We start from the raw sequence: 23,205 nt of genomic DNA, 5'->3' as shown, positions 1-23,205 counted from the left end.
GATCCGGACTGGGGAGACGTTCCGGAGGCAGCGCCCCTCGACCTGGCGACGTGGCGCTGGCCCTGGGAAAACGCGCGATCGGTTCTGATCGTTATCGAACACTCCCTTGCCCTGCGCGCTGAACCCGCTGGGATCGGCGTTGTCTGGATCGCAGGAGGTGCACGAGACCGCTTACCTCGCTATCTCTACACATCTAGACACGCGAAAGGCTTCTGGTGGAGACGGCGAAGTCCGTGGCCGCGGTGTCCCCTTAGCGCAGCGAACAGTTCGCCAGGTCGAACGGGCGCGGGCCAGCTGTCCAGGGTCGACGAACGGGGATGGCGTTCGCGCCGCCTGCTCGCGCTGCCTGAGCTGGCTGTCGGTAAGAGCGGTGGGGGTCGTGGTGGTCATCGCTGCGTTGCCATGCCGAAGGCCTCCGTGGTGTCGGGATAGGGGACGTCGTCGGACTGCTTGGCCGCGCGTGAGGGCGCCCCGCACAGGGGGGCGGATGATCGCTGACGGTCGGGGGCGGTCTCCCGCAGAGTGCGGAGCTCTGCGGGAGACCAAAAATTGAACATAGACCGTTCCCGGCGAATATCTGCCGTTAATGTACAGCTTATCGCCCGAACTAGCTTATTGCCGCACTGCCTTTGTTGCCAGTCCAGAAGAAAGTGCCGCAAGGCGTTTTCCTGGTCTGGGACGGGATCATATTTCACGATTCCCTCTTCGAGACGTGCGTTCACGCACGCCTGGAATCGGATGTCTCGGGGGTCCTCTTCCGACATCTCCAGGCCCTGCTCTTCCGCGTGGTCGACCATCAGGCCGTAGGCCTGTTCCGGGTCGTTGACGCCGATCGTGTGCAGTCCGGCCTCGTCGTGAAAGACGAACACAGTCATGAATTCCTCCAGGGATGCAAGGTGCGGGAATGTGTTCCCAGGATTGAGGCTGACCGATAATCGGCTCGCCGAGGGAATTATCACGATAATAACCGACAGCCGGGTCCGCAGTGCGCTGTTATTCCCCAGTTCGGCATTTCGAGTACAGAAATGCGACTACGTCCGGAAACGTGGGCGGCGTTCATGTGGCGCCCATCATATTCGTGTCGTTTCCGTGGCCAGCGAGAGGTCGCCAGATCGATCGGTTGCCGCAGCTCGGCCCAGCGCCGGGTGTTGTGGTGCGGGATAGCGGCGGCACGTTCGTGTCCGCTGAATCCCGGCTGCGGGGTTCGTCAGGCGCCGACGGGGGACGGTTCCGCCGTGGCGGCGAGATCGAGCAAGTTCAGCGCCCGCTTCCCTCGATGAGCAGGATGCCGTCAGGCGTGATCCCGATGAGGCGGTAGGTGATGCGCAGGCAGGCCTTGCAGGTCGGGATCCGGTCGCGGTCGGCCGGATCGTCGAGATGGGAGAAGAACAGGCGCCGGGCGCGCGACGGTGTCCAGCAAAGCGAGCGTCCGGCGTCGCGGTGCAGGCGGCCTGCGTGTAGTGGTTCTCGCACGATGATGTGCTCGGCACCGGACACGTAGGACTCCAGGTGGCGAGGACCGGAGTAGTTGTAGGCCACCGATACCCGGACCGGGAGTGCCTGCGCGAGCTGCCGCCACACTGTCGCCGCGGCCGCGCGCCGGATATCGGCGGCGCACTGGCTCGCGTCGACCGGCGGTGTCCGGGGCTGCTCGGGCGGGAACGGCTCGGCGCGTGCGGCGAGGTCGAGTAGCACCAGGTCGCGGCAGGTCATCCCTCGCAGGGCGAACCGCTTGCCGAGGATCGCTTCGGCCCAGGCGTGCCGCCCGGTCACGAACTGCTGGACGCGGGCCAGTTGCGCGGGGTCGACGAACGGCGTTGACGTTCGTGCGGCTTGCTCGCGCAGGTGCCTGAGCTGACTGGCGGTGAGGGCGGTGGTCATCCTCTCGCTGCCTCCTCGCCGGTGTCGAGAAGGGGGTCGTGGATCGGCGTCCTCGTCGGGTGCTCGAACGCGCGGGACTGGTGCTCGGGTCCGAGCGCGCGGTGGCAGCGTGCGCAGAGCCGTTGGTCGTCGAAGGTCTCGAGGAGCTGGTCTCCGCAGCCGACGCCGCCGACGTTCTGGACGGCGCGGTAGCCGCAGAGCGTGGGGGTGTCGCCGAGCGCCATGGCGATCGGCTCGGTCGGTCACGATGCTGCTCCTTCTGCAGTAGAGGAGGTTGAGCGGTCAGTGTGGTCGGCCGCAAGTGTGGTTTGGTGACCGTAAGCAGGGTCAGAGAATAAGCTGCAGCGTGTCGGGTGGTCGCCGGTGGGCGTTCGTACTTTCCTGTCATGCAACGGTTCTGCTGCCAGAGGGGGCCGGGCTGCAGAACGAGGGGCAGGGCGTGTCGAGCAGGCGGGCGCGCCGGGCGGCGAGGTCGTCGAGTGGCGCCGGCGAGCAGGTGGTGGGCACGAAGGACGAGATGGCTGTCTACGACGAACTGAGTGGACACGGTCGTTCGCGTGTCGGCCAGCGGACGACGGCACGTCAGGTCGTCCCCGGCTACGTCGGACAGCCGCTGTCTCGCGAGCGCGAGTCCGGACTCGCCCAGCAGGTCGGGTCAGTTCCGGCGACGGAGCGGAATCTTTGGTGGGAATCGCGGACTACAGCCCGACGTCGTCGAGCATCAGCTGCAAAGTGGCCACCGCCGCGGCGTGGTGCTCGTGGTGGGCGGGTTCGTTCGGCGATCTGCGGACGACTCCGAGCTGCCCGTAGGTCTCGGCTTCGCCGTCCAGCAGCATGATGCGCCGCTCGGCGACCTCGATCCGTCTCTGTTCCTTGTCCGCGTCGCGATCGGTTGCGGGCAGGTGCGCGAGGGCTTTGGCCCGCGCCACGGTACGGGTACCGACCAGGTGTTCCAGCCGCTCGTGCAGGCGCCGGCGCATCCCGCCCGTCAGGTGCGGGAGCTCCCGCACGAGGACCTCGGCGAGACGCTCCTGGGACTCCAGGGAGGCATAAGTCAGGGGACGGACGTCGCGGTCATCAAGGTCGTAGCGCAAGGTGCTCAGGCAAGCGAGCAGCGCGGTCCGGATCGAGGCCTTCGCGGCGTGGCGGCGTTTCCCGTGTTCCAGGCGGTCCCCGATCAGCGGGGCGACGAGCACGCTGCCCAGCGAGCCGCCGAAGAGCCCCGATGCCACGCTGATCCCGATCGATACCCAGTCGGCCACGAACGCACCGTAGCGGGTGGCACCGACAGAACCCGGTGCGCGACCCGCCGCCACTTCGGGGGCATTCCCGCCTCGCACGACGTCGACCGCTTCTGGCCATGGCAGCCTCGACCGGACGGGCTTCTGGCCTGACACGAGCACGGTGAGTCTCGGAGAAGCCTCGCGGCCGATGGTGTCAGCAGGCGTGGCGCGTCGGACGGCTCCTCTACGCTGCTGCCATGACTCTGCGAGACCGGGCCGGTCAGGAGATCAGCCGCCAGCGCTGGGAAGAACTGCGTCGCTCCCAGGGTGACTCCCTCGTCGCCGAAGAGGATCTGGGCGTGTGCATCGTCCGGACGGTGTGGGAGGGCGTGGCCACCTACCCCGGTGATCCCTACGCCACCGGAGTCGCCCTCGCGGGCACGGAGGCTTTCACGACGGTCGCCACCGCCGACACCGAGCAGGACGCGCAGCGGACCCATCAGCGGGTCGTGGAGCTGGTCCGGCGCGACACCGCTGGCTTGCTGGGGCGGCTCACCGCGGCGATCGCGGCAGACGCGACTCACCGCCGAGAGACCGCAAACGAGGCACGGGTGTCATGACGAAGAGCGGGAGCGTGACGACTGGCCGGAAGAAGCGGGCGACCTCGGCCGAGATCGGTCTCGATGTCGCGGTGCGGGACAGGTTGCAGGCCGTCGTGTTCGACGCGAACTGCTTCGGGTACGGCCGCCCGGACCTCGGCCTGCTGACATCCTTCGCCGGGCACCTGGCGCGCATCGGCATCCCGGCTTGGATACCCGAACCGGTCGCCTGGGAACGGGCAGAACACCTTGCGCAGGACTGGACCACAGCGTCCACCGCTGTGAGCACGCCGAACCGGAGGCTGGGCAAGGCCCACCTCGGCCGATTCCAGACAGAGTTCGCCGACAAGGACGCGGTGGCCGAAACGTTCCTGCGCCAGCTCGGCACGGTTCCCAACGTGGAAGTCATTCCGCTGTGGCCCCAGCACGCGCTGGCCGGGTTGAAGGACCAGGTGCTGCAGCTGCCGCCGGCGAAACGCAAAGGCCCCGAAGACGAGCGAGTGAAAACCGGGGCGTCCGACAGCGCATGGCTGCGCGAGGTTCTGGCGCGAGTGGACAACGCCCCGGAACGGCTGTTGTTCGTTACCCAGGACCACGACATCACGGACGCATTGACCGCGTGGAAGCACACGACCACGCTGCTGTGCACGCTCAGGAACCTTCTTCCGACGCTGTTCACCGTCAAGGTCGACTCCGGCGACGCCGCGGGGATCGTGCTGCGGCACGTGGCCGAGCACCTTCCTGCCGAGCAGGGAACGGGCCTGCTCGGCCTCGGCGCGGTGGACGATCTCGCGCAGGCGGTGATGTCGTATCTGCCGCCGGACGTCGATCGCGTGGATTCGGTCGCCGTGACCCGCATCCTCGGGATGGCGGGAATCTTCTCCGTCCTGGTGGAAGAAGACCACGACACCGGTACCGCTCCCGCACCGGACACGACCCCGCCCGAATCCGAAAGCCCAGCACAGCGCACGCGGGCCGCCGCGACAACGAGGTCGGCCGGGAGACCCCGCATCTGGCGGTGGCGACGCTGATGCTGCTCGCCGAAGCACGCGCTACCACCGTCACCGACCTGCACCACCAGCGGCAGTTGACCGATATCCACATCGTGCCCGAGTTGCTGCTGCGCGCCGAGGTGTTCGTCGACCTGTCCGCAGGAAAGGTCGTCGGCATCCAGCCCGACAGCACGATTGCGCTGCATCCCGGAGACGCCTACGACGATGAGGATGACGCGCTCACCAGCGTCGTGGAGGAGCTCGGGGGCGTCATCCCTGCTCTCGAGTTCCCTGACGGCTGGCCCTTCGACGACGATGGCGGCTTTCAACGGGAGATCAACGGTCACACGGTCGAGGTGGAGTACCGCGCCGACGACGACGGCGAATGGTCGATCCAGGTCACCATCGACGGCGCGAACACCGCGGAACTCAGCTGCTGGTACGACGTCGGGGCCCAGGTGTGGGACGGCCGGGAAGGGTTCGACATGCCCGGCGCCTACCCGATCCGCACCGACATCGCCCACTCGCAGAATCCGATTTGGACGTTGTCCTGGTGGATCATCCGCCAGCTCTACGGTCGTCCCGTCGCCGAATAGACGGCCCGTCCAGCCCTCCAAGGGCCGCGATAGCTCACCTCCCAGCAGCCCTGATGATCCGGAGCGCACATGGCACCCACCTCTCTCCCGCTCTCACCTCAGCTTCAGACGTGCGTGGAGAGGTATGCGAAATCACTGGTCGTGCCGTCGAAACTGATGGCGCTTCATCCGAGGAAGCGAGGCAACCCGGGCAACGCCGGTGCTCTGGCCCCTGCCATTTCACTCGGCGTCATCTCGGCGTTCGAAGGCTTCACCGAGGACTTTCTGGCGACTGCCCTCTACCTGCAGGGGCAGAGCTTCGGCCAGATCGCGCAGAAGGTCAACATCAACAACCCCGACATCGACACCGCCGAAACACTGGTCGTCAACAACTTCCACCACCTGAAGGCGGCGATCGGAGTCGGCGTGTCCGTCGACATCCGAAAAATTCCCACCCACCCCGGCAAGCAAGGCTGGACACAACACAACCTGAATTGGGTGACGCTCAAGCAGGAAGCCGCGGGCTGGATGCAAGTCCGGCACTGCCTGACCCACGGCCTGGTCACCGGAGCGGGCACCGAAGTATGGCCGGGACCAGTAAAGCAGGGTAAGCCTCCCGCTTCCACGGTGCTGAGGCCTAAAGCGAACGGCCAGCACTCCCTGAACCTCTACGGCGCCATCAGCTGCGCGCGTGTCTACTTCACTGGCGCCCAGCACCTCGCCGATCTTGTCGCGACCACCCTGAACCAGCAGCTGGACTGGAGAGGCTGCCCCGAATTCCCCCTGATTGCCAACCCGGCATAGTGCGCCACTGGCGGATGAACCGCTCGAGTCCGGGCCAGCCACGAGCCGTGGCGGTGATGTTTGCGGTGGGAAGTGGTGGCACTTGTATTGATGTGACCGTGACCAACGTTCCCGAAGGGAGACGCGCTATGAAGGAGGCTGTAGCTGAGTTGGCCACCTTATTGGGGAAACCTGAATTTGTGCCTAGTTTAGTTGATTGGAAGGGCGTGGAGCGTAGACTTGGAACCACACTTCCGCTTGACTACAAGGAGTTCTGTGCGCTTTATCCCGCGTTTATCGCGGACGACTTCATTCGTGTCGACCATCCGTCCTGTCGTAATGAAAATATGAACCTCGTGAAGGATGGCTGGGAACGAACGAGTGAGCTAAAGGGGTTAGTCGAGGACTTTCCCGAGCAGTATGCCTTCGGTGCATTTCCGGATATTGGTGGCTTGCTTTGCTGGGGTAGTAGCACCTCGTCGGAGCAATTATATTGGTTGACCGTTGGTCAAGCGGATGACTGGAATGTTGTTGCGGGAGACTATCAGGATGATCACCTCGTCTTTGATGGCGGTTTTGCTGAATTCTTGGTCGAAATATTCAAGGGGCGTTTGAATACGCCAGTTCTTGGCGACTATAGTACTCCCTTGCGTAAAATTAAATACATCAGATAATCGGAAGGAAAAATGAAGACATTGCGACGTGCGGCCCTGGTAGCCGCCACCATGTCCTTGGCGGTGAGTGGCTTCACGTTGCCGGCCAGCTGTAGTCGCGGTTTGAGTCACCGTGCCGAGGGCGCCGGGAGCTACAACGGCTTTGAGCAGCTCACTGCCGTGGTCCGAATCTGCTAGGCGGTTTCGAGGTTGATCAGCTAGCCACTGATCTTCGAGGGTTGAGGGTGGTGTGTCAGGTGGTCCTGGAATTCGCGGTGGCGGAACTGGTAGCCGACGCCTGCCTGCCGGACCAGCCCGGCGTGGTAGCACCAACGCAGGAACCGCCCAAGCCGCCAGGGCAGCGCCGGGGTCTTGAACCACGCACGTGTGAACAACAGTAGCGCGAGGTAGCGGATGCTGACCTCCCCGCATGTGAGCACGACCGCGAGCATGAGGATGAGTCCGAATGTAAGTCCGGACGTGAGGCCATACGCGTTTACGGCCACGAACCCGAACGCGAACCCGAATGTGAGCCCGGCGCCGAGGCCGGCCGCGAGGTCGTGCTTGATGATTCGTTGGGGATCCCACGGGACGAACACAGCGGCATACTCCCGCGGCTTTTTGTCCTCGTCCCGGCCACTGAGCCCGAAAACGAGCCCGGCTGCTAGCCCCACCGCTAGCCCGACCGCAGGTTCGAACAAGGTACCGGCCGCATATCCGATCGTGAGCGCGAACACGATGCTGACCGCAAGGTCTCGGAGTCCTTCCCGGTTGCGGAATTGGGCTGTGTCGATACGAGATGGCTCGCGCCAGACGTCCTTCCAGTTAAGCCCCGTCCACAGGAAGACACTGACGGCAGGAAGAGTGAAGGTGGCTATCTGACGGGTGCTGAGTCCGAACCCGCTGTCGATCAGCAAGATGGCGGCGGCCATGAGCGAGAACAGGGCGATTGCCGCCGGAACAGTGGCGCGGACACGGTAGATGCCGGCGAGTGGCCACAGTTCGTGGAGGACAAGGTCGGTGCCGGACAGGGGAACGCCGCCCAGGACGCGTCCGGTGGTCGCGTTGTCGTGCAGGTACCCGGCCAGAACCGCGAGCCCTCGGTGGGTCTGGGCGGCGGTGTAGGGCGGCGGCTGGTCAGACTGCGCGGTGTGGGCGGCGGTGATGAAGTGGGTGAGCAGGTGCTCGCGGATCGCGTGGTTGCTGGTGGCGGCCACGCGGATCAGGTCGGCTGGGGCGCGGGTGTAGCTGTTGTCGGGGTCGCGCTGCTCGTAGACGGTGGTGGCCAGCGATAGCCGCCATGGTGTGGACAGTCCCACGGCCAGTGGGCCGCCGGGGTGGTGGTCGATGGTGGATAGGACCGCCTGCCACCGGGCGGGATTGTCCACGCGTGACGTGATGAACTCTCGGGCTTTGGCGGAGTCGACCGGGTCGATGGTGATCAGGGCCGCGTCGTGGATCCAGGCGTCGGCGTCGGTGAGCGCCTGATAGTGGCCGGTGCGGCAGGTCAGCACCATCGGTGCCGCGTGCCGCCCGCGCTGGTAGGTGTTCAACGCCCGCACCACGTCCGCGGCGCGAGACCTGTGGTCGGGGGTGTCGTCGGTGTCTACCTCGTCGAGGCCATCGATGACGGGGAGGATCAGGCCGGCGTTGACGAGGGCTTGTGCGATGCGCGGGTGCTGCTGGTAGGCGGTCACCAGGTACTGGACCAGCCACTCGGGTAACGGGTGGCTGGTGTCCCAGAGGGTGGCCGGGATCCGCACCGGTACCGGCTGCTCGGGGCCGCGGGTCTCCAGCAGTCCCAGTAGCAGTTCCAGCGCGAGCACGGTCTTGCCTGCCCCCGGAGGGCCGGTGATCACCAGGCGTTGCGGGTGCAGGGTCTGGTAGTAGTCCACGACTTTGGTGAGCCGGCCTGTCGGCCTGGCGTGCTGTGCGGGGTGGGCGGGGGCCGGACGTAGCGCGAAGTCCACATCGATCGCGCGGGTCTGTTGTCCCAGTAGCTGTGTCCTGGCCAGGCCTTCCCGCGACCGCACGTCGTCCGCCAGCCCGGCGGCCATCTCCGCCACCGGTACCGGCGCCATCCGCGTCGTCCGCACCGCGTGGCGGCCAGCCCACAACGCCGATGCGAGCGCCAGCAGGGCCACCACCGCCGACACCGGGTCCACGTCGCCGACTTTCACCCCCGGTATGAGCCGCAGCCCCACTACGACGGCCACACCCGTGCACGCCACAGCACCGAGCCCGTACAGCAACCCCGATCTGCCTCCACCGGTCATAGCCGCTAATCATCCACACCACCGCGCAACTGGGGTACTGGCATCCTCCGGGGACTGTTCCAAGATCGGTGTTTCCGGCCCGACACGCCGGGCCGAGGTCCGGCGGGATGGGCACTGTGAGTGATGACATCAGACCTTGTGAGTCCACGCAAGAGTGAGTCCAAGCCGGCGCGGGAGCTGTCGCCGGAGCAGGCTGCTGCGGCGGCGATGGTGGCCGAAGCGAAGGCGCGGGGGCTGGCGTTGACCGGCCCGGATGGCTTGCTGAAGCTGTTCACCAAGAACGTGCTGGAAACCGCGCTGAACGAGGAGATGACCGAGCACCTCGGGCATGAGAAGAACCAGGCGGAGTCGGACCGCGAGTCGACGAATGTCCGGAACGGCACTCGGCCTAAAACGGTGGTTTCGGATGCTGCGGGCGAGGTCGACATCAACGTGCCACGGGATCGGGAAAGCACGTTCGAGCCGCAGATCGTGAAGAATCGGCAACGACGGCTTACCGAGGTCGATGAGATCGTGTTTTCGTTGTATGCGAAGGGAATGACGACCGGGGACATTTCGGCACCTTTTGCCGAGATCTATGGATCGTCGGTCAGTAAAGAGACGGTCTCGCGGATCACCGACAAGGTCGTCGCTGAGATGCAGGACTGGGCTGGACGGCCGCTCGACGCGGTATACGTGGCCGTGTTCATCGACGCGATCCACGTCAAGGTCCGCGACGGGCAGGTCGCCAACCGGCCCGTCTATGCCGCTATCGGCGTCACCGTGGACGGACGGAAGGACGTGCTCGGACTGTGGATGGGCGTCGGCGGCGAAGGCGCGAAGTTCTGGATGAGCGTGCTGATCGATCTGAAGAACCGCGGCATCCGGGACGTGTTCTTCCTCGTCTGCGACGGCCTCAAGGGGCTACCGGAATTCGTGACAAACGTGTGGCCGCAAACTGTCGTGCAGACCTGCATCGTGCACTTGATTCGCAACACCTTCCGGCTCGTGTCCCGTCGGGACTGGGACGCGGTGAAACGCGATATCAAACCCATCTACACCGCACCGAGCCCGGATGCCGCGGTGGCCGCTCTCGACGAATTCGAAGAGAAATGGGGTGCGAAGCATGGAGCAGTGATTCGTTTGTGGCGCAACGCCTGGGGCGAGTTCACGCCGTTTCTCGACTACGACGTCGAGATCCGGACGATGATCTGTTCCACGAACGCGATCGAGTCGCTGAACGCCCGCTATCGGCGGGCGATTCGCGCGCGTGGACATTTCCCGACCGAGCAGGCCGCGATGAAGTGCCTGTACCTTGTGACCCGCAGCCTGGACCCCACCGGCACAGGCCGCGCCCGATGGACGATGCGCTGGAAACCAGTGATCAACGCCTTCGCCATCACGTTCGGTGACCGCTGGCCGGGAGCCGAAACCTACTGATCAACAACGCCGGAAACACCGATCATGGGATAGACCCCCGCGACGACGACCAGCGCCGCATGCTACGGCGCTTTCTCGATCGCGGGGCCGTGCTGGGTTCCGGACTGGCCGATGGCCGCGGCCTTGGCCGCTCCGCAGATCTCGGAGCAACGAGCGACGGCAGTGTTCCTGGGTGAGACAGTGGTCGCTTCTTCAGACCGAGCGCGCAGCTTCGGCGTTGTGTGCGCGATGCGACGGCGGGAGGTGAAGTCGCGATGTCCGGAGCTGCTCGTTCTGGCTCACGATGCCGGCAGGATGCGAGTCTGTTCGAGGTCGTCATGGCGACGGAGGAAACTCACGCGCCAGACATCGTCACCGCTGCGCTTCACTGGCAAATCTGCTTCCGCAGACGGAAGGGTGGACCACCATATAGACGAAGATGAACATGTTAGCGGGAGCAGTCAGCTACGAACCCCATCCGCTGGAGCGTTTGCGGTTCGTCGGCTGAGTATCTGACCACAAGATCCCTGCCATGTCTTGTTTTTGTTACAATTGTATCGCCAACGCTTCTGATGTGTAACGGGCGTTTTTTCTTATGTTTCGAAAGACGATCTCGTCCTCGAACCTTTCGACCTCCGAGTTGAAAAGGACATCAAATGACTCAGGTGCGACACCATTCATCAGGCCCCGAGGCGAGCTCAGAACGCGACCACCGCCGGGTCCTTCTCGATCGGCAGTGTCGTCCAGCTGAAGTCGTGGCCACGGGCAAGCACGGCTGCCGCCAACACGCAGGCGACATTCGATTTCACCGAGGAGCGTGTGCACCAGGTGAAGCCGAACGGCTCCGATGCCGGCCGGAGTGCGACAACGCCGCCATGTGGTGATTGAACAGGTCTGTTGCTGACGCAAGTTTCGTGTCGCGGACGATGGTGTGTGTTGTATGCCAGCGGTGTCGATGTGACGTGGTTCACGGGGTCCGCTGGTCAGCTGGCAGGGGTGAATTCCTGCGATTGGTCGAGCAGCAAGGGTGATCCGGGCTGCTCGGGTGTCCAGCCTTTGAGCCGAGCTGCGCGGATGGCCTCGGCGACGTGCGCGGGCAGGACTGGCCTGGCCTGGATTCCCCGCCAGTTGCTCGGATGCGGCTGGTCGGTGATGACCACCAGCGTGGTGCCTGGCGCGTCGGCCAGTTCGACTGCATAAGCCAGAGGGCTCCAGCCCAGCCCCTGATCGTAGGTTGGCCGTCCGCGAACTCTCCATCGATAGGCGGCACCGTCGACGGTGATGCTTCGCGAGCCCTTCTTGACCAGTGCCAACGCCATCCTCCGTTCTGTCCGTCGGACAGTAGTCACGAGCCACTGCTGTGTCGCGTGGATTCCAGCTGGTGAGCCTTGGCGGGGCAGCCATTTCCCATGTCAACTGCAGCTGCCGATCACTGTGGTTCGAGGTGCGGGAAGTCGACTGACTCGGCTTCCCGTGGCGGCGGTGTCGCGAAGCCGGACGATTTCCTCGTGCTGGGGCGGCGAGCCGGGCCAGAGCTTGCGTGCGGAAGTCGGCGAGTTCTTCGACCGTCTGCTGTGACTGGGCCAGTCGTTCCCGACGTTTGGCGTTCTCTGTCTCGAGGCGGGTGATCTGGGCCTGTCGCGGATCGGTGATCTCGCCAGTCTCGTGCAGAGCGTTCAGGCATCGTTCGAGCTCCGTGCGCAGGTGAGTGTAGGGCGGTTGCCGTAGAAGGCGGCTCGGTCGACGCGCCCTCGCGGGCCAGGGTTTGATGTCGCACTTGCTGCCGGGCGGGCCGCGGCGAGCATCGGCCGCAGCACTTGGGCAGGGACGGCAGGGGCCTTGTTTCCTCCACGACCAGATAGCACTTCGGCGACGGCGGATGCTATTGCGCCGCCCCAGGGACGCAGACTTGCTGGTACCCGCTCGGCGGTGAACAGGTCCCGGTAGTCGACCAGATCGAGGATCAACTGTGCTGCTGCGCGCCGGACGCCGGGGCTCTGCTCTCCGATGACGACGCCCCTCGGGATCGATCACGTAGCGTCGAAACGCCAGGTGATAGACGCAACTCGGCTCATTCTACTGGTGCAGTGCACATGTTCGTATGTGCGATATTCGACTTCGCCCGCCAACGCCGACGTTGACGCAAGGTCGTTTGTCGGGGCGTCACAGCAGTCCGGCCTGCTGCAGGTGGATCACCGCGGCGATCAGGCCGCTGCTGCCGAGGATGGCGCCGAGCAGGATCTTGAGCAGGGTGAGCGCCCGCAGGGCGCGCCGGTGGTCAGTGGTCGTGAGCGCCACCGCTGCGGCGGCGCCGACGGCGGTGAGCAGCACCAGCGCGATGAGAGTGATCAACGGCGTCCACATGATCGTGTCCTGTTCTCGGGGTTCGCGAGCCCTGCCAGTCCGTGCTCGCCGATGGCAGTCGACCAGCCGGGAAGTGGGTCCGGCACGGGCTTCGTACCGACCCGAACGACGGGATCGCGTTGGTCGGCTCGTTATTGCGGGCTGATTAGGCCGGACTTTGGAGCGCCGCGGGTGGGAGTACGGTGTCCGGAAGTGTCCGGTGGCCGTCCCGCCGGACACGGGGTCGGGCGGGCACCGGGGTGGTGGACATGGATCCGACAGAGATCAGCACGCTGTCCGAGCTGGCTGGGGCTCTCGAGCAACTACGTCGTGAGCGGTCACTGTCACTTCGCGGGCTGGCTGACGCCGCCGCGAAGCTACCGAAGCAAGAGGAGCGGCAACCAGCGCTTCCAAAGGCCACCGCCAGTGACCTACTCAACGCCAGATCCGTGCCCGAGGCCGAGACGGTGGTGACGTTCCTAGCCGCCTGCGGCATTCACGAGAAGCAGGCGCTGCGGCCGTGGCTGCAGGCGCTGGAGCGAGTGGCCACTCAGCACCAACGACGCCCGCCGGGGACGGTGCGGGTCCGCGACTCGCGGCCACGGATGCTGGGGGTCCACGCTGCGATCCAGACCACCCAGCTACCCGAGTGCGCGCAGTCAGGGCAGTCCGGACAGGGTGAGAGTGCGCTGCCGCTGTACGTGCCCCGTGACTTCGACGCCGGTCTGCGCACGAAGCTCACACTGGCCAGGCAACAAGGCGGTTTCGTGCTGCTGTCCGGAGACTCGTCGGTCGGAAAGACACGCGCCCTGTTCGAGGCGGTGCAGGCTGTGTTGCCGGACTGGTGGCTGCTGCACCCCTGCGACGCGGAGGCGCTGCGGGAGTTCACCGCGCATCCGTCGGGCCGGACCGTGGTGTGGCTGGACGAGCTCCAGGACTACCTCGACTTTGCCGGGGGTGTGCCGGCGGGCCGGGTCCGTGAGCTGATCGCGGCGGGGTTGGTGCTGGTCGCGACGTGCTGGCCCGGCGAGCACAGCAAGCGCGTGGCGCTGCCCGAGGAGGGGCGGCCGGATCGGTATGCCAACGACCGGCGCCTGCTCCGCCTGGCCGATGTGCTGCACGTGCCTCCCACGTTCAGCGTGCACGAGCGGCGCCGCGCCGAGGATCTCGCTGGCACCGATCGGCGGATCCGGCTCGCGCTCGATACCCCCGACGCCGGCTTCACCCAGGTGATGGCCGCAGGCCCGGAACTGATCCGCCACTGGGAACAAGCACCCGCCTACGCCAAAGCGGTCATCACAGCCGCACTCGACGCACGTCGCGTCGGCGCCCACGCACCCCTCACCTGCGGCTACCTCGAAGCCGCCGCTCCTGGCTACCTCACCGGCCAGCAGCAAGCCACCGCACCTCCCACCTGGCTGGACGAAGCGTTGCGTTACGCCTCCGAACAGCTGCACGGTGCCACCTCTGCCCTCATCCACGCTCCCGGAGGTATGGGACAAGTTATCGGCTACCGCGTCGCTGACTACCTGCATCAGCATGCCCTCCGCGTCCGCCGCTTTGAATACCTTCCCGATGCCGCCTGGCACGCCCTGATCGACCATCACCATCCCGACGACACCCAACGCATCGCCGAGAACGCCGACGCTCGCGGCTGCGGACACGAGGCCGTGATCCTGTATCGACAGCTCGCCGACAACGGCGGCCGGAAAGAGGGCTCCACTGTCTCGCTGGCCCACCTGCTGGCTGAACATGGGTACGAAGAGGAGCTACGCACCCGCGCCGACAACGGCGACCGGGCCGCAGCCTTACGGCTGGCCCACCTGCTGGCCGAACACGGGCACGAAGAGGAGTTACTCACCCGCGCCAACAACAGCGACCAGTACGCCAGCATTTCATTGGCTGGGCTGCTGGTCGAACAGGGGCGTGTCGAGGCCGCCCTCCCGCTGCTACGTACTTGGGCCGACGACGACTACCGTGCCAGCATCAAGTTGGCTGAGCTGCTAGTCGAGTGCGGGCGCGAAGAGGAGCTACGCACCCGCGCCGACAACGGCAACTGGTACGCCAGCATCCAGCTGGCGGAGCTGCTGGCCGGCCGCGGACACGAAGAAGAACTGCGCTCCCGCGCCGAACGCGGCGACCGGGCCGCGGCGCACCGGCTGGCCGGGCTGCTAGCCGAACAGGGGCGTATCGAGACCGCCATCCCACTACTACGCCCTTACGCCGACGACGGCGACTGGTACGCCGCCTCCCGATTGGCAGAGCTGCTGGCCAAACGCGGACATGAAGAGGAGCTACGCACCCGCGCCGGCAACGGCAACTGGTACGCAGCCAACCATCTAGTCCAACTACTGGTCGAAGAGGGGCGTGTCGAGGCCGCCATCCTGCTGCTAAGCTCCCGCGCCGACAGAGGCGACCGGTACGCCGCGTCCCGGTTGGCGGAGCTATTGGCCGAACATGGGCACGGCGAAGAGTTACGCGCTCGCGCCGACAACGGTGACCAGACCGCGGCCCTCCGGCTGGCGGACCTATTGGCCGAACATGGGCACGGCGAAGAGTTACGCGCTCGCGCCGACAACGGCGACGAGCATGCCGTGTCCCGGTTGGCTAAGCTACTGGCCGTACACGGGCACGAAGAGGAGCTACGCACCCGCGCCGACAATGGCGACGAGTATGCCGCCTTCTGGTTGGCTGAGCTGCTGGCCATACGCGGCCGCGAAGAGGCCGCCATCCCGCTGCTACGCACCCATGCTTACAGCGGCGACCCGCGCGCCGCCAACCTGTTGATTCAGCTGCTGGCCAAACGGAAACTGCTAAAAGAGTTGGAACGGGAGGTGACGGCCGGAACGCCTGGTGCGGTCGACGCTCTGCGTCACGTACGAAGATATGCATCGAACGAGCAGGTTGCGGACGACAGCTCCAGCTAAAGTTCGCGACATGGTCGGCCTTCAGGCTTGATTCCGCTCACTGTGCCGGTGCAGTTCCCGCTCGACCGCTACCGGACGGGACGTCGGGCCATGGGCTCGGCCGTTGCGGTCCACTCTGCTCCATGCGGGTGGAGTCGCCGGCCGGAACGATGACGCCGCCCGAAGCTCCGGCAAGCTTGCGGCGTGCCGAATGGCGATATCGATCGCGAGGACAGGGGCGCCGACGGACCGGCGCTGGGCGAAGTGCCACGTCAACTGCCGTTGTCGATCCGGGAGTTCACCGGCCGAACTGATCAGCTGGCGGCCTTGGACAAGCTCATCGACAGGGAAGCCAACTTCCCGACGAATGCAGTGGTGATCACGGCAGTCGACGGCGCCGCAGGAATCGGAAAGACCGCTCTCGCCGTCCATTGGGCGCATCGGGTGCAGACCCAATTCCCCGACGGAACCTTGTACATGAACCTGCGCGGTTACGGGCCTGGCGTTCCGGCTGCTCCCGCGGAGGTTCTCGACAGCTTCTTGCAAGCGCTGGGGATCAGGGCGGACGCGATGCCACAGAGCGTCGATGCGTTGTCGGCGCGTCAGGCGACGGGCCAGGGGAGACCGTGGCCAGTGATGATGCCGCCGGCGATGTCGTGGAAGGCGTCGCGGGCGTGTTCGCCGGTGACGCGGCGGCCGAGCAGGCGGTCGGCGAGCTCGTCTACGGGCCAGGTGACCAGGATGCCGTGACGGCCGAGCAGCAGGCCCGCGCGCCGGATCCGGTAGAGGTCTGCGGTGTCCAGCCAGGCGGAGGCCTCGGAGAGACCGCATGGTAATGCCTGAACAAACGCGGCGCACAAGCACTCACGGGCCTGGTCGTGCTGTTATGGTTAGCCGATGGGGGCGGACGTCGTTATGCGATCAACCGTTGTGCCCCGCGGGTCAGGGGATCTGCGTGCCACCGTGCACCAGCCGACGTCCGACTATCTGGTTCCCGGACTGGTGTTCGTCTACGGCAGTGGGTGCGGGAGCATCGAGGAGTGGGATGACTGGCCCCAATGGATCAGTGAGTGCGGTGTCGCCGTGCTGGTACACGACAAGCCCGGTTGCGGACAGTCGCCCGGCGACTGGCGGACGCAATCCTTCGCCGATCGGGCAACCGAAGCGCTGGCCGCGGCCGAGGTGCTGCGCGGCTTCCACGGTGTTGACCGCGACCGGATCGGCCTGCTCGGGTTGAGCCAAGGCGGATGGGTCTCGCTGCTGGCAGCAGAAACGGCACCGGAAGCGATCGACCGGGTCGTGACGATCAGTGGTCCCGGCGTGAGCATGGCCGAGCAGGAGCGCATGCGCATAGCCAGCTGGCTCCATCGTGACGGCGTGACTGCCGAGGACCACGCCGAGGGTATGGCCTGGGTGGACGAACGAACCAGCAGGCTCCGCGCCGGCGAACCGGCCGTCCAGGTGATCGACGCCCAGCGGCACTACGCCGACAAGCCCTGGTACGAAATCGCGACCCAGGCCACCGCGACCCAGGCCAGGATGGAATTCTTCGCCCGCAGCATGGACGTCGACCCCGCAGAACTGCTCCCCGCGCTGGCCTGTCCTGTGCTCGCGGTCTTCGGCGGGGACGACGACTCGGTGCCCATCGCCGCCAGCGTGGCCAGAATCGCCGCAGCCCTGCCGGACGTCGAGCGACAGCGACACGGGATCGCCGTGTTTCCCGGTGCCGACCACTTCCTGTTCACGGGAGAACCGCATCCCGGAACCGCCCGGCGCGATCAAATCGCCGCGGGATTCCTTCCCATGCTCACCGCCTTCCTCAACCGGTAGACGCCGCTCGAACGAGAAGGGGAAGAGAACGAGATCATTCCAGCGGGCTGGGGTCAGTGATCGCGGTCGAGGAGGGCGCCGGTCAGCGCCGCGAGAGCAGCACTTGCCAGAGCCAGCGGCCGACTTTGCCGGTGTCGCGGGCGCTGACGACGGTTTTGACGTCGACGAGCGTCCCGCCGCGGGCGTCGATCCCATGTTCGGGGTCGATGGCGCCGAGGAGCAGGTCGGCGTCGGCCCAGTGCGGCACGATCGTCGGCCCGGCGATCCCGAGCGGTGTACCGGGGCCGGGGTTGCCGGCGAGTTTCCGGAGTTCCCAGAGGGTTCCGCGTTCGTGCAGCCGCCGGGCCAATGCGACCAGCTCGTCGACCAGGCCGCGCAGCTGGTCAACGGTGGGTTGCCCGGCGTCGAAGAGCCGGGCCAGGCGGTCGTCGACGAGCCCGCTGCGGTACACGTCCTCGCATGCGGTGAGCAGCCAGGACAGGCGGGCCAGCCCGGCTTCGGCGCCGGGCGAGCCGAGCGTTCCGGCGGGGCGTGCCGGGCGAGGTAGGCGCGGCCGCGATCGAGGAAGTCCGCCCACGCTGCTTCGGCGACCGGGTTACCGGGCCGGCGCGGCTCGCCTGCGCAGCCGAGGTCCAGCCATGAGGCCGCGGCGGGTCGGAGATGCAGTGCGCGGGCACGGTGGTCGCCGGTGAGTTCCCGGTGGCTCGGATACAGCGCTGCCTGACCGTGGGCCCACGCTGGGGAGACCCACGTGGCGTGGATCATGCCGAGCAGCGCGTAATACGGCGGCGCGGGCTGCACCAGGTCCGCGACACGCTGCCCGAACGCGCCGCCGGTCTCCGCCCACCAGCGTGGCGGGACCTCGCCTGCCGGGCGGACAGGACGGACCTCCCGCGCTGTGGTCGCGATCTGCTCGACCATCGCAGCGGTCCCGGTGAAGGTGCGCTCGCACCACCCGGCGAGCGGGCTCCCGCGGCTCGCGAGCTCACTGGTCAAGGACACGGCGCCACCGCCCCAACGATCGCGGAGACAGCACCGCCAGATCAGCATCCATGGACACCGTTTATCACGCCGGTCCGACAACCTGGGAACCACACCGCTCCCGCCGTCGTACACCGGGCGGCTATCCCGGTCGGTATGCGACCGCGCACGGCCGCCGATCAGTCGCCGGGGAGGTAGTGCCGTCGCCTGATCAGGTGATCCCGCACCTGGGACGTCATATCGTCCGGAGTCCGGCCTCTCGATCGATGGTGCGGTGGCCAGGCGGTACGCCCCCCGACCGGCTGGCCACCGCATGCAGCGTCGCAGGTTGACACGGGCTGCCCAGTTGGAGCCATAAAGTGTCCGGCGCCGAACAGAATCTAAGTCGACCCTCGGTCTGATTGCGGCGGGAGCGGAGCGCATACTCCGGTCATGCTCGCTGCGCCCACTCATGACCCCTTCGCGCGCGGCGACTATGCCGTGCGGTCAGCCAGGCGGCACGAGCGGTGCCTCAACGGGCATGACCTCGACATCGCCGGACGTGGCAGCGGCTGGGACCCGATCCTGGATCTGTCGATCGGCAGCTGCGAATTGTGCGTCCGGTTGTGGCTTCCGCGCGCGCAGTGGCTGGACGTCGATCTCCAGTTTCGGGATGAGGCGGCAGCGTCGTCGTCGGCGCTGGTGCTGGCTGGGCGGCCGCCGATGGTGCGCGGCGGGGTCGGGCAGATCATCCTGCAGCTGTGGGGCGCCGCCATCGCGGATCTCGACGTCCAGATGTGCGACAGGTGCCAAGCCGGGGTCGTGGAACAAATCCGGGTCGACCCTGGCTACCTGCGTCGGGGGATCGGGACCGTTCTCGTGGACGCAGCGTTGATCCGGGGCCGCGGCTACCGGTGGTCGACCACCTCGATCGCCTACACGATGACGGCGAAGGCTTTCTGGGCCGCGCAGCACCTGCCGCGGGGGACGGTGCTCGGGGAGCCGAGACGGTGCCCGCACATGCTGGCCATCGACGAATACTCCGTCTAGTGGATGTGTGGCGCTTCGACGCTGTCAGTATCCGAAGGGGCCATGTCGCTGCGTCCGCTGCGCGGAGGCGGTGCTGGGTGTCGTGGAGTCAGGCGGCGCTGGGCGGGGGCATCCCGGCGCGCCGGCCGAAGGTGTCCTGGGAACGCTTGGTGTGCGGATAGGGCCCGCTGCCAGTCTCGTCCGGCTGCCACGCTGCAGTTCCGGTAATGCTTCCGCAGGTGTACTCGTCTGTGATCGCTGCCGCCAGTGAACGCCGACGGCGCCGCCACGTCTCGCTCAGCGTGTCCAGCGATACCGCGTCGGAATAGCCGGTACTGATGATCTCTTCTGCCCAGGCGCGCAGTATCGACCTCACCGCATCCGGTGCGGGCTCATGTCCTGCTGGAGGCCTGGCCATACCAGATTTATCGCAGTTGAACCGCGAAACGCAACACTCATGTCGAACGTTGAGGGGGCGGCCGAGTATGACGCCTGCTTTCGAGGCCGATAGTTGCGATCGTGGCATCGGCCCCGAAGGGCCGATGCCACTAGTCGACGGTGACCGATGCGGGCCACGCCCCGAAGAGGTTGCGATCCTCATCGGCCCCGAAGGCCGATGCCACGCGACCAGCAGGGCCACGATCGCGAACAGCGGCGAGTTGCGATCCTCATTGGCCCCGAAGGGCCGATGCCACCACGCGGGACGGGCGTCACTTCGAGGTGCTGAGCGACGTTGCGATCCTCATCGGCCCCGAAGGGCCGATGCCACCTGGAGGAGGTGACGTGGTTCTCGCCAGTCAGCGCGGGTTGCGATCCTCATCGGCCCCGAAGGGCCGATGCCACCCGCCGCTGGCTTCAAGGACGTTGCCGAGGCTGTCGGTGTTGCGATCCTCATCGGCCCCGAAGGGCCGATGCCACCACCCTTGGGTTCCCGCTGACAGACCTTCAGTTTTCCTGTTGCGATCCTCATCGGCCCCGAAGGGCCGATGCCACCGCAGGTGGAACCCCGCTCCAGTGAGCAGCACCTCCAGGTTGCGATCCTCATCGGCCCCGAAGGGCCGATGCCACCCATCCTCTACGCCCGCACCATGCGCGAGCACCCGGTGTTGCGATCCTCATCGGCCCCGAAGGGCCGATGCCACTGAGGCAATCAACGCCTACTGGCGAGGGGACATCGCCGTTGCGATCCTCATCGGCCCCGAAGGGCCGATGCCACTCTCCGGGGCCGCACGTGTCGCGGGCAGGGCAGGCCTGGTGTTGCGATCCTCATCGGCCCCGAAGGGCCGATGCCACCCTGCTTATGCTGGGGTTTTGTTTTCAATGTGCAGGCATTGTGTCCTAGTTGAAGCCGACACGCCAGGGTATCGGTTCGGTGTGCCGTGGCGTGTCGTCCTACGCTCCCTGCTCCGAAGTTGTGGCTGGGGAGTGCTTGGCCCTGACTTTCCCGTGTGTGGCGGATCGGTCTGGGATGGCGTGGTGCCCGTAGGGTGTGGCGTGTTTTCACGGTGGCCGGTCGTGCGGCGGGGGATGTATGTGGGCGCATAGTGCGAATGTGTTGGGGCGGCGTCAGTTGCTGTCGGGGCATGCTCGGTCGACGGCGGTGTTGGCTGGTCGGTTCGCGGCGGAGTTCGGCGCGAGGGAGCTCGGTTCCGCGTTGGGGTTGTTTCATGACGCCGGTAAGGCGTGCGGGTTGTGGCAGCAGGGGTTGCTGGCTGCGGAGAAGCACGGTGGGCGTGTGGGGGTCCCGCATAAGGAACTTGGCGCGAATCTTCTGCGGGGAGTGGCGGGCGCTGCCGCGATGGCGGTCCAGGGCCATCATGGTGGCCTGACCTGTCTCGACGAGTTGCGGGCTCTGGATGCTGGGGACGCGGTTCGCGGCGTGGACGTGGTGGAGTCGTTTCTTGGTGTGCTGCCGGAGGCGGAGCGGGTTCTGGCCGGGGCGCGGATGTCCTTGGTGCCGCAGCGGTGGCGGCAGGGGAACACGGTCGCGGAGATGGGGGTGCGGCTGGCGTTCTCGGCGCTGGTGGATGCAGACCATCTGGACACGGCCGCTCACGCGCAGGGGTGGACGGGGCCGTGGGTTCGTGACGACGAGGACATGATGGTGCTGCGTGATCGGTTCGAAGCCGCGCGCGGGAAGAGGCTCGAGGGCCGGGATGGTTCCCCGGTCGACGTGATCCGGGAGCGGGTGTACGGGCAGGCGGTGGCTGGCGCGGCGGCGGCGCCGGGGATGTTCCGGTTGCCGGCGCCGACGGGGTCGGGCAAGACGTGGGCGTCGGCGGGTTTCGCGTTGCATCATGCAGCCCGGTATGGGAAGCGGCGGGTGATCGTCGCGGTCCCGTTCATCACGGTCACGGAGCAGAACGCCGCCGAGTACCGGGCGATGCTCGGTGCGGACGCGGTGCTGGAGCATCACTCGGCGGTCAGTGTGCCCGAGTCGGGGGCGGCGCGGTGGGCCGCGCGCGCGGCGGCGGAGAATTGGGACAGTCCGTTCGTGGTGACCACGACGGTGCAGCTGTTCGATTCGTTGTTCGCGCGGAAGCCGTCGCGCATGCGGAAACTGCATCGGCTGGCGAACGCGGTGATCGTGCTGGATGAGGTGCAGGCGCTGCCGTTGCGGGTGCTGACGCCGATCCTGGACGCGCTGCGTGTCCTGACCGAGCACTTCGGTACGACGGTGCTGCTGGCGTCGGCGACGCAGCCCTCGTTCCCGGAGTTCGACGTGTGGCGGGATCTGCGGGTGCGCGACCTGGTCGACGCTCCGCGTGAGCTGTTCGCGGTGATGCGGCGGGTGCGGTACGAGTGGTGGCTGGAGCCGAAACCGACGCTGGCCGAGGTGGGGAAGCGGGCATGCTCATACGAGCAGGTGTTGATCGTGGTCAACACGACCGCGGACGCCCGGTCGGTGTTCCAGGGCTGGCAGCAGGACGGTGTGGAGGGGATTTTTCATCTGTCGACCCGGATGACACCGGCGCACCGCCGGGCCGTGCTCCGCGAGGTGCGTGAGCGTCTGGCCGAGGGGCGGCCGGTTCGGCTGGTGTCCACCCAGCTGATCGAGGCCGGCGTGGATATCGACTTCCCGGTGGTGTTCCGGGCGTTCGCTCCGGCCGAGGCGATTCAGCAGGCCGCCGGGCGGGCGAACCGGGAAGGCAGGCTCGGCACCGACGGCCTGGTGGTGGTGTTCGCCGCGCGGGACATGTCCAGTCCTGCCGGGTACGTCCTCGGATCCGCGGTGACCGCGGAGATTTTCGGGCCGCACGGTGATGACGTGGTCCGGCCGGACGACATCGAGGCGCTGGACCGCTACTACCGGACGCTGTACCGGCGCGCGAACGCGGAATACGGCACCCGTGCCGCCGAGATCCAGCGCAATCGGGGGCGTCTGGATTTCCAGTCGGTGGCCGAGGGGCCGGAGCGCGCTATGGGGGAGGTCAACGGCCGCGACCCCGCTCTGGCGTTCCGGATGCTCGACGACGACACCGTCCCGGTCGCGGTCACCGACCACAACGGTGAGACCCCGGCCGCCGCGCTGATCGCCTGTCTGCGCCGTGAACCCGAGCAGGCCGGGCCGGTGCTGCGGCAGCTGCAGCCCTATCTGGTGGCGCTGCCCCGGCGGCTGCTGCAGGATCCGGCGATCGCGGCCCTGTGCGCGCCGGTGTTCGGTGACCTGTACGAGTGGACCGGACCGTACGACCCGGATTACGGCATCGACACCACCAGCGGGCGCGAACGCGAAGTGTGGTGACCGCGGGCAGCG

General features: G+C 66.7%; 20 protein-coding genes and 1 CRISPR repeat array. Of the genes, 11 read left to right on the top strand and 9 right to left on the bottom strand.

Annotated features, from left to right (window positions below; genetic code table 11):
* Nucleotides 1–386 precede the first annotated feature (386 nt).
* From AMYAL_RS0136400 to AMYAL_RS0136385, 4 genes are all read right to left on the bottom strand, one after another.
* Nucleotides 387–875, bottom strand: a complete 489-nt coding sequence (locus AMYAL_RS0136400) for a hypothetical protein (RefSeq protein WP_020636221.1) — start codon at nt 873–875, stop codon at nt 387–389.
* Between the two features lie 382 nt (nt 876–1,257).
* On the bottom strand, nt 1,258–1,881 hold the full coding sequence (locus AMYAL_RS0136395; RefSeq protein WP_020636220.1) for a hypothetical protein: 624 nt from the start codon (nt 1,879–1,881) through the stop codon (nt 1,258–1,260).
* Nucleotides 1,878–2,105, bottom strand: a complete 228-nt coding sequence (locus AMYAL_RS0136390) for a hypothetical protein (protein ID WP_020636219.1) — start codon at nt 2,103–2,105, stop codon at nt 1,878–1,880. The genes AMYAL_RS0136395 and AMYAL_RS0136390 overlap by 4 nt, the downstream gene beginning before the upstream one ends.
* A 474-nt stretch (nt 2,106–2,579) precedes the next feature.
* The gene (locus tag AMYAL_RS0136385) at nt 2,580–3,143 is read right to left on the bottom strand and encodes a hypothetical protein (RefSeq protein ID WP_143267786.1); all 564 of its coding nucleotides are present in this window, start codon (nt 3,141–3,143) and stop codon (nt 2,580–2,582) included.
* A 218-nt stretch (nt 3,144–3,361) separates the two neighbouring features.
* On the opposite strand from AMYAL_RS0136385, the gene AMYAL_RS0136380 reads away from it, so the two are divergent.
* The 5 genes from AMYAL_RS0136380 to AMYAL_RS49640 all read left to right on the top strand — a co-directional run bounded on the left by AMYAL_RS0136380 (nt 3,362) and on the right by AMYAL_RS49640 (nt 6,727).
* Nucleotides 3,362–3,724: a hypothetical protein gene (locus AMYAL_RS0136380; protein WP_020636217.1), complete on the top strand. Its 363-nt coding sequence runs from the start codon at nt 3,362–3,364 to the stop codon at nt 3,722–3,724.
* A 14-nt stretch (nt 3,725–3,738) separates the two neighbouring features.
* Nucleotides 3,739–4,734 carry a hypothetical protein gene (locus tag AMYAL_RS0136375; protein ID WP_143267787.1) on the top strand — a complete coding sequence of 332 codons (996 nt, stop codon included), beginning with the start codon at nt 3,739–3,741 and terminating at the stop codon, nt 4,732–4,734.
* On the top strand, nt 4,722–5,291 hold the full coding sequence (locus AMYAL_RS0136370) for a hypothetical protein (RefSeq protein WP_020636215.1): 570 nt from the start codon (nt 4,722–4,724) through the stop codon (nt 5,289–5,291). The genes AMYAL_RS0136375 and AMYAL_RS0136370 overlap by 13 nt, the downstream gene beginning before the upstream one ends.
* Nucleotides 5,292–5,432: 141 nt before the next feature.
* Complete coding sequence (locus AMYAL_RS0136365) at nt 5,433–6,074, top strand: hypothetical protein (RefSeq protein ID WP_020636214.1); 642 nt, start codon at nt 5,433–5,435, stop codon at nt 6,072–6,074.
* Nucleotides 6,075–6,121: 47 nt separating this feature from the next.
* Complete coding sequence (locus AMYAL_RS49640; RefSeq protein WP_143267788.1) at nt 6,122–6,727, top strand: SMI1/KNR4 family protein; 606 nt, start codon at nt 6,122–6,124, stop codon at nt 6,725–6,727.
* 197 nt (nt 6,728–6,924) lie between these two features.
* Here AMYAL_RS49640 and AMYAL_RS0136360 read toward each other — a convergent pair whose 3' ends face one another.
* On the bottom strand, nt 6,925–8,922 hold the full coding sequence (locus AMYAL_RS0136360; RefSeq protein ID WP_143267789.1) for an NACHT domain-containing protein: 1,998 nt from the start codon (nt 8,920–8,922) through the stop codon (nt 6,925–6,927).
* Between the two features lie 183 nt (nt 8,923–9,105).
* Between AMYAL_RS0136360 and AMYAL_RS0136355 the strand changes: the two genes are divergently transcribed.
* Nucleotides 9,106–10,401, top strand: a complete 1,296-nt coding sequence (locus AMYAL_RS0136355; protein WP_039794695.1) for an IS256 family transposase — start codon at nt 9,106–9,108, stop codon at nt 10,399–10,401.
* 111 nt (nt 10,402–10,512) lie between these two features.
* A complete protein-coding gene (locus AMYAL_RS51160) occupies nt 10,513–10,896 on the top strand; it encodes a Y-family DNA polymerase (protein WP_084702240.1) in 384 nt (127 codons plus the stop codon).
* A 467-nt stretch (nt 10,897–11,363) separates the two neighbouring features.
* Here the strand turns inward: AMYAL_RS51160 and AMYAL_RS0136345 are convergent, their stop codons facing one another.
* A complete protein-coding gene (locus AMYAL_RS0136345; RefSeq protein ID WP_209447273.1) occupies nt 11,364–11,699 on the bottom strand; it encodes a hypothetical protein in 336 nt (111 codons plus the stop codon).
* Between the two features lie 844 nt (nt 11,700–12,543).
* Entirely contained in the window at nt 12,544–12,744 is a 201-nt protein-coding gene (locus tag AMYAL_RS0136335) for a hypothetical protein (protein WP_020636209.1), read from the bottom strand.
* 248 nt (nt 12,745–12,992) lie between these two features.
* On the opposite strand from AMYAL_RS0136335, the gene AMYAL_RS48055 reads away from it, so the two are divergent.
* Complete coding sequence (locus AMYAL_RS48055) at nt 12,993–15,650, top strand: hypothetical protein (protein WP_093976563.1); 2,658 nt, start codon at nt 12,993–12,995, stop codon at nt 15,648–15,650.
* A gap of 581 nt (nt 15,651–16,231) precedes the next feature.
* Here the strand turns inward: AMYAL_RS48055 and AMYAL_RS49635 are convergent.
* Complete coding sequence (locus AMYAL_RS49635; protein ID WP_143267790.1) at nt 16,232–16,489, bottom strand: hypothetical protein; 258 nt, start codon at nt 16,487–16,489, stop codon at nt 16,232–16,234.
* 55 nt (nt 16,490–16,544) lie between these two features.
* Here AMYAL_RS49635 and AMYAL_RS0136320 point away from each other — a divergent pair, with 55 nt between their 5' ends.
* Entirely contained in the window at nt 16,545–17,459 is a 915-nt protein-coding gene (locus AMYAL_RS0136320; RefSeq protein ID WP_167336190.1) for an alpha/beta hydrolase family protein, read from the top strand.
* 82 nt (nt 17,460–17,541) lie between these two features.
* Here the strand turns inward: AMYAL_RS0136320 and AMYAL_RS48045 are convergent, their stop codons facing one another.
* On the bottom strand, nt 17,542–18,036 hold the full coding sequence (locus tag AMYAL_RS48045) for a hypothetical protein (RefSeq protein ID WP_143267791.1): 495 nt from the start codon (nt 18,034–18,036) through the stop codon (nt 17,542–17,544).
* A gap of 836 nt (nt 18,037–18,872) precedes the next feature.
* Here AMYAL_RS48045 and AMYAL_RS47020 point away from each other — a divergent pair.
* Both AMYAL_RS47020 and AMYAL_RS0136305 read left to right on the top strand, forming a co-directional pair.
* Nucleotides 18,873–19,469 carry a GNAT family N-acetyltransferase gene (locus AMYAL_RS47020; protein WP_020636204.1) on the top strand — a complete coding sequence of 199 codons (597 nt, stop codon included), beginning with the start codon at nt 18,873–18,875 and terminating at the stop codon, nt 19,467–19,469.
* A 637-nt stretch (nt 19,470–20,106) separates the two neighbouring features.
* A CRISPR array of direct repeats spans nt 20,107–20,742; the repeat unit is 38 nt; unit sequence GTTGCGATCCTCATCGGCCCCGAAGGGCCGATGCCACC.
* Between the two features lie 237 nt (nt 20,743–20,979).
* The gene (locus tag AMYAL_RS0136305; protein ID WP_026467744.1) at nt 20,980–23,193 is read left to right on the top strand and encodes a CRISPR-associated helicase/endonuclease Cas3; all 2,214 of its coding nucleotides are present in this window, start codon (nt 20,980–20,982) and stop codon (nt 23,191–23,193) included.
* Nucleotides 23,194–23,205: the final 12 nt, after the last annotated feature.

Origin of the sequence: Amycolatopsis alba DSM 44262 (genome assembly GCF_000384215.1) — a bacterium.
Lineage (GTDB): Bacteria > Actinomycetota > Actinomycetes > Mycobacteriales > Pseudonocardiaceae > Amycolatopsis > Amycolatopsis alba.
This window is presented reverse-complemented; position numbering and strand designations above follow the sequence as displayed.

Excerpts from the sequence above, each read along its gene's own strand:
- AMYAL_RS0136400 (WP_020636221.1), bottom strand. The coding sequence starts at position 875 with ATGACTGTGTTCGTCTTTCACGACGAGGCCGGACTGCACACGATCGGC.
- AMYAL_RS0136395 (WP_020636220.1), bottom strand. The coding sequence starts at position 1,881 with ATGACCACCGCCCTCACCGCCAGTCAGCTCAGGCACCTGCGCGAGCAA.
- AMYAL_RS0136390 (WP_020636219.1), bottom strand. The coding sequence starts at position 2,105 with ATGGCGCTCGGCGACACCCCCACGCTCTGCGGCTACCGCGCCGTCCAG.
- AMYAL_RS0136380 (WP_020636217.1), top strand. The coding sequence starts at position 3,362 with ATGACTCTGCGAGACCGGGCCGGTCAGGAGATCAGCCGCCAGCGCTGG.
- AMYAL_RS0136355 (WP_039794695.1), top strand. The coding sequence starts at position 9,106 with ATGACATCAGACCTTGTGAGTCCACGCAAGAGTGAGTCCAAGCCGGCG.
- AMYAL_RS51160 (WP_084702240.1), top strand. The coding sequence starts at position 10,513 with ATGGCCGCGGCCTTGGCCGCTCCGCAGATCTCGGAGCAACGAGCGACG.
- AMYAL_RS0136345 (WP_209447273.1), bottom strand. The coding sequence starts at position 11,699 with ATGGCGTTGGCACTGGTCAAGAAGGGCTCGCGAAGCATCACCGTCGAC.
- AMYAL_RS0136335 (WP_020636209.1), bottom strand. The coding sequence starts at position 12,744 with ATGTGGACGCCGTTGATCACTCTCATCGCGCTGGTGCTGCTCACCGCC.
- AMYAL_RS48055 (WP_093976563.1), top strand. The coding sequence starts at position 12,993 with ATGGATCCGACAGAGATCAGCACGCTGTCCGAGCTGGCTGGGGCTCTC.
- AMYAL_RS0136320 (WP_167336190.1), top strand. The coding sequence starts at position 16,545 with ATGCGATCAACCGTTGTGCCCCGCGGGTCAGGGGATCTGCGTGCCACC.
- AMYAL_RS47020 (WP_020636204.1), top strand. The coding sequence starts at position 18,873 with ATGCTCGCTGCGCCCACTCATGACCCCTTCGCGCGCGGCGACTATGCC.
- AMYAL_RS0136305 (WP_026467744.1), top strand. The coding sequence starts at position 20,980 with ATGTGGGCGCATAGTGCGAATGTGTTGGGGCGGCGTCAGTTGCTGTCG.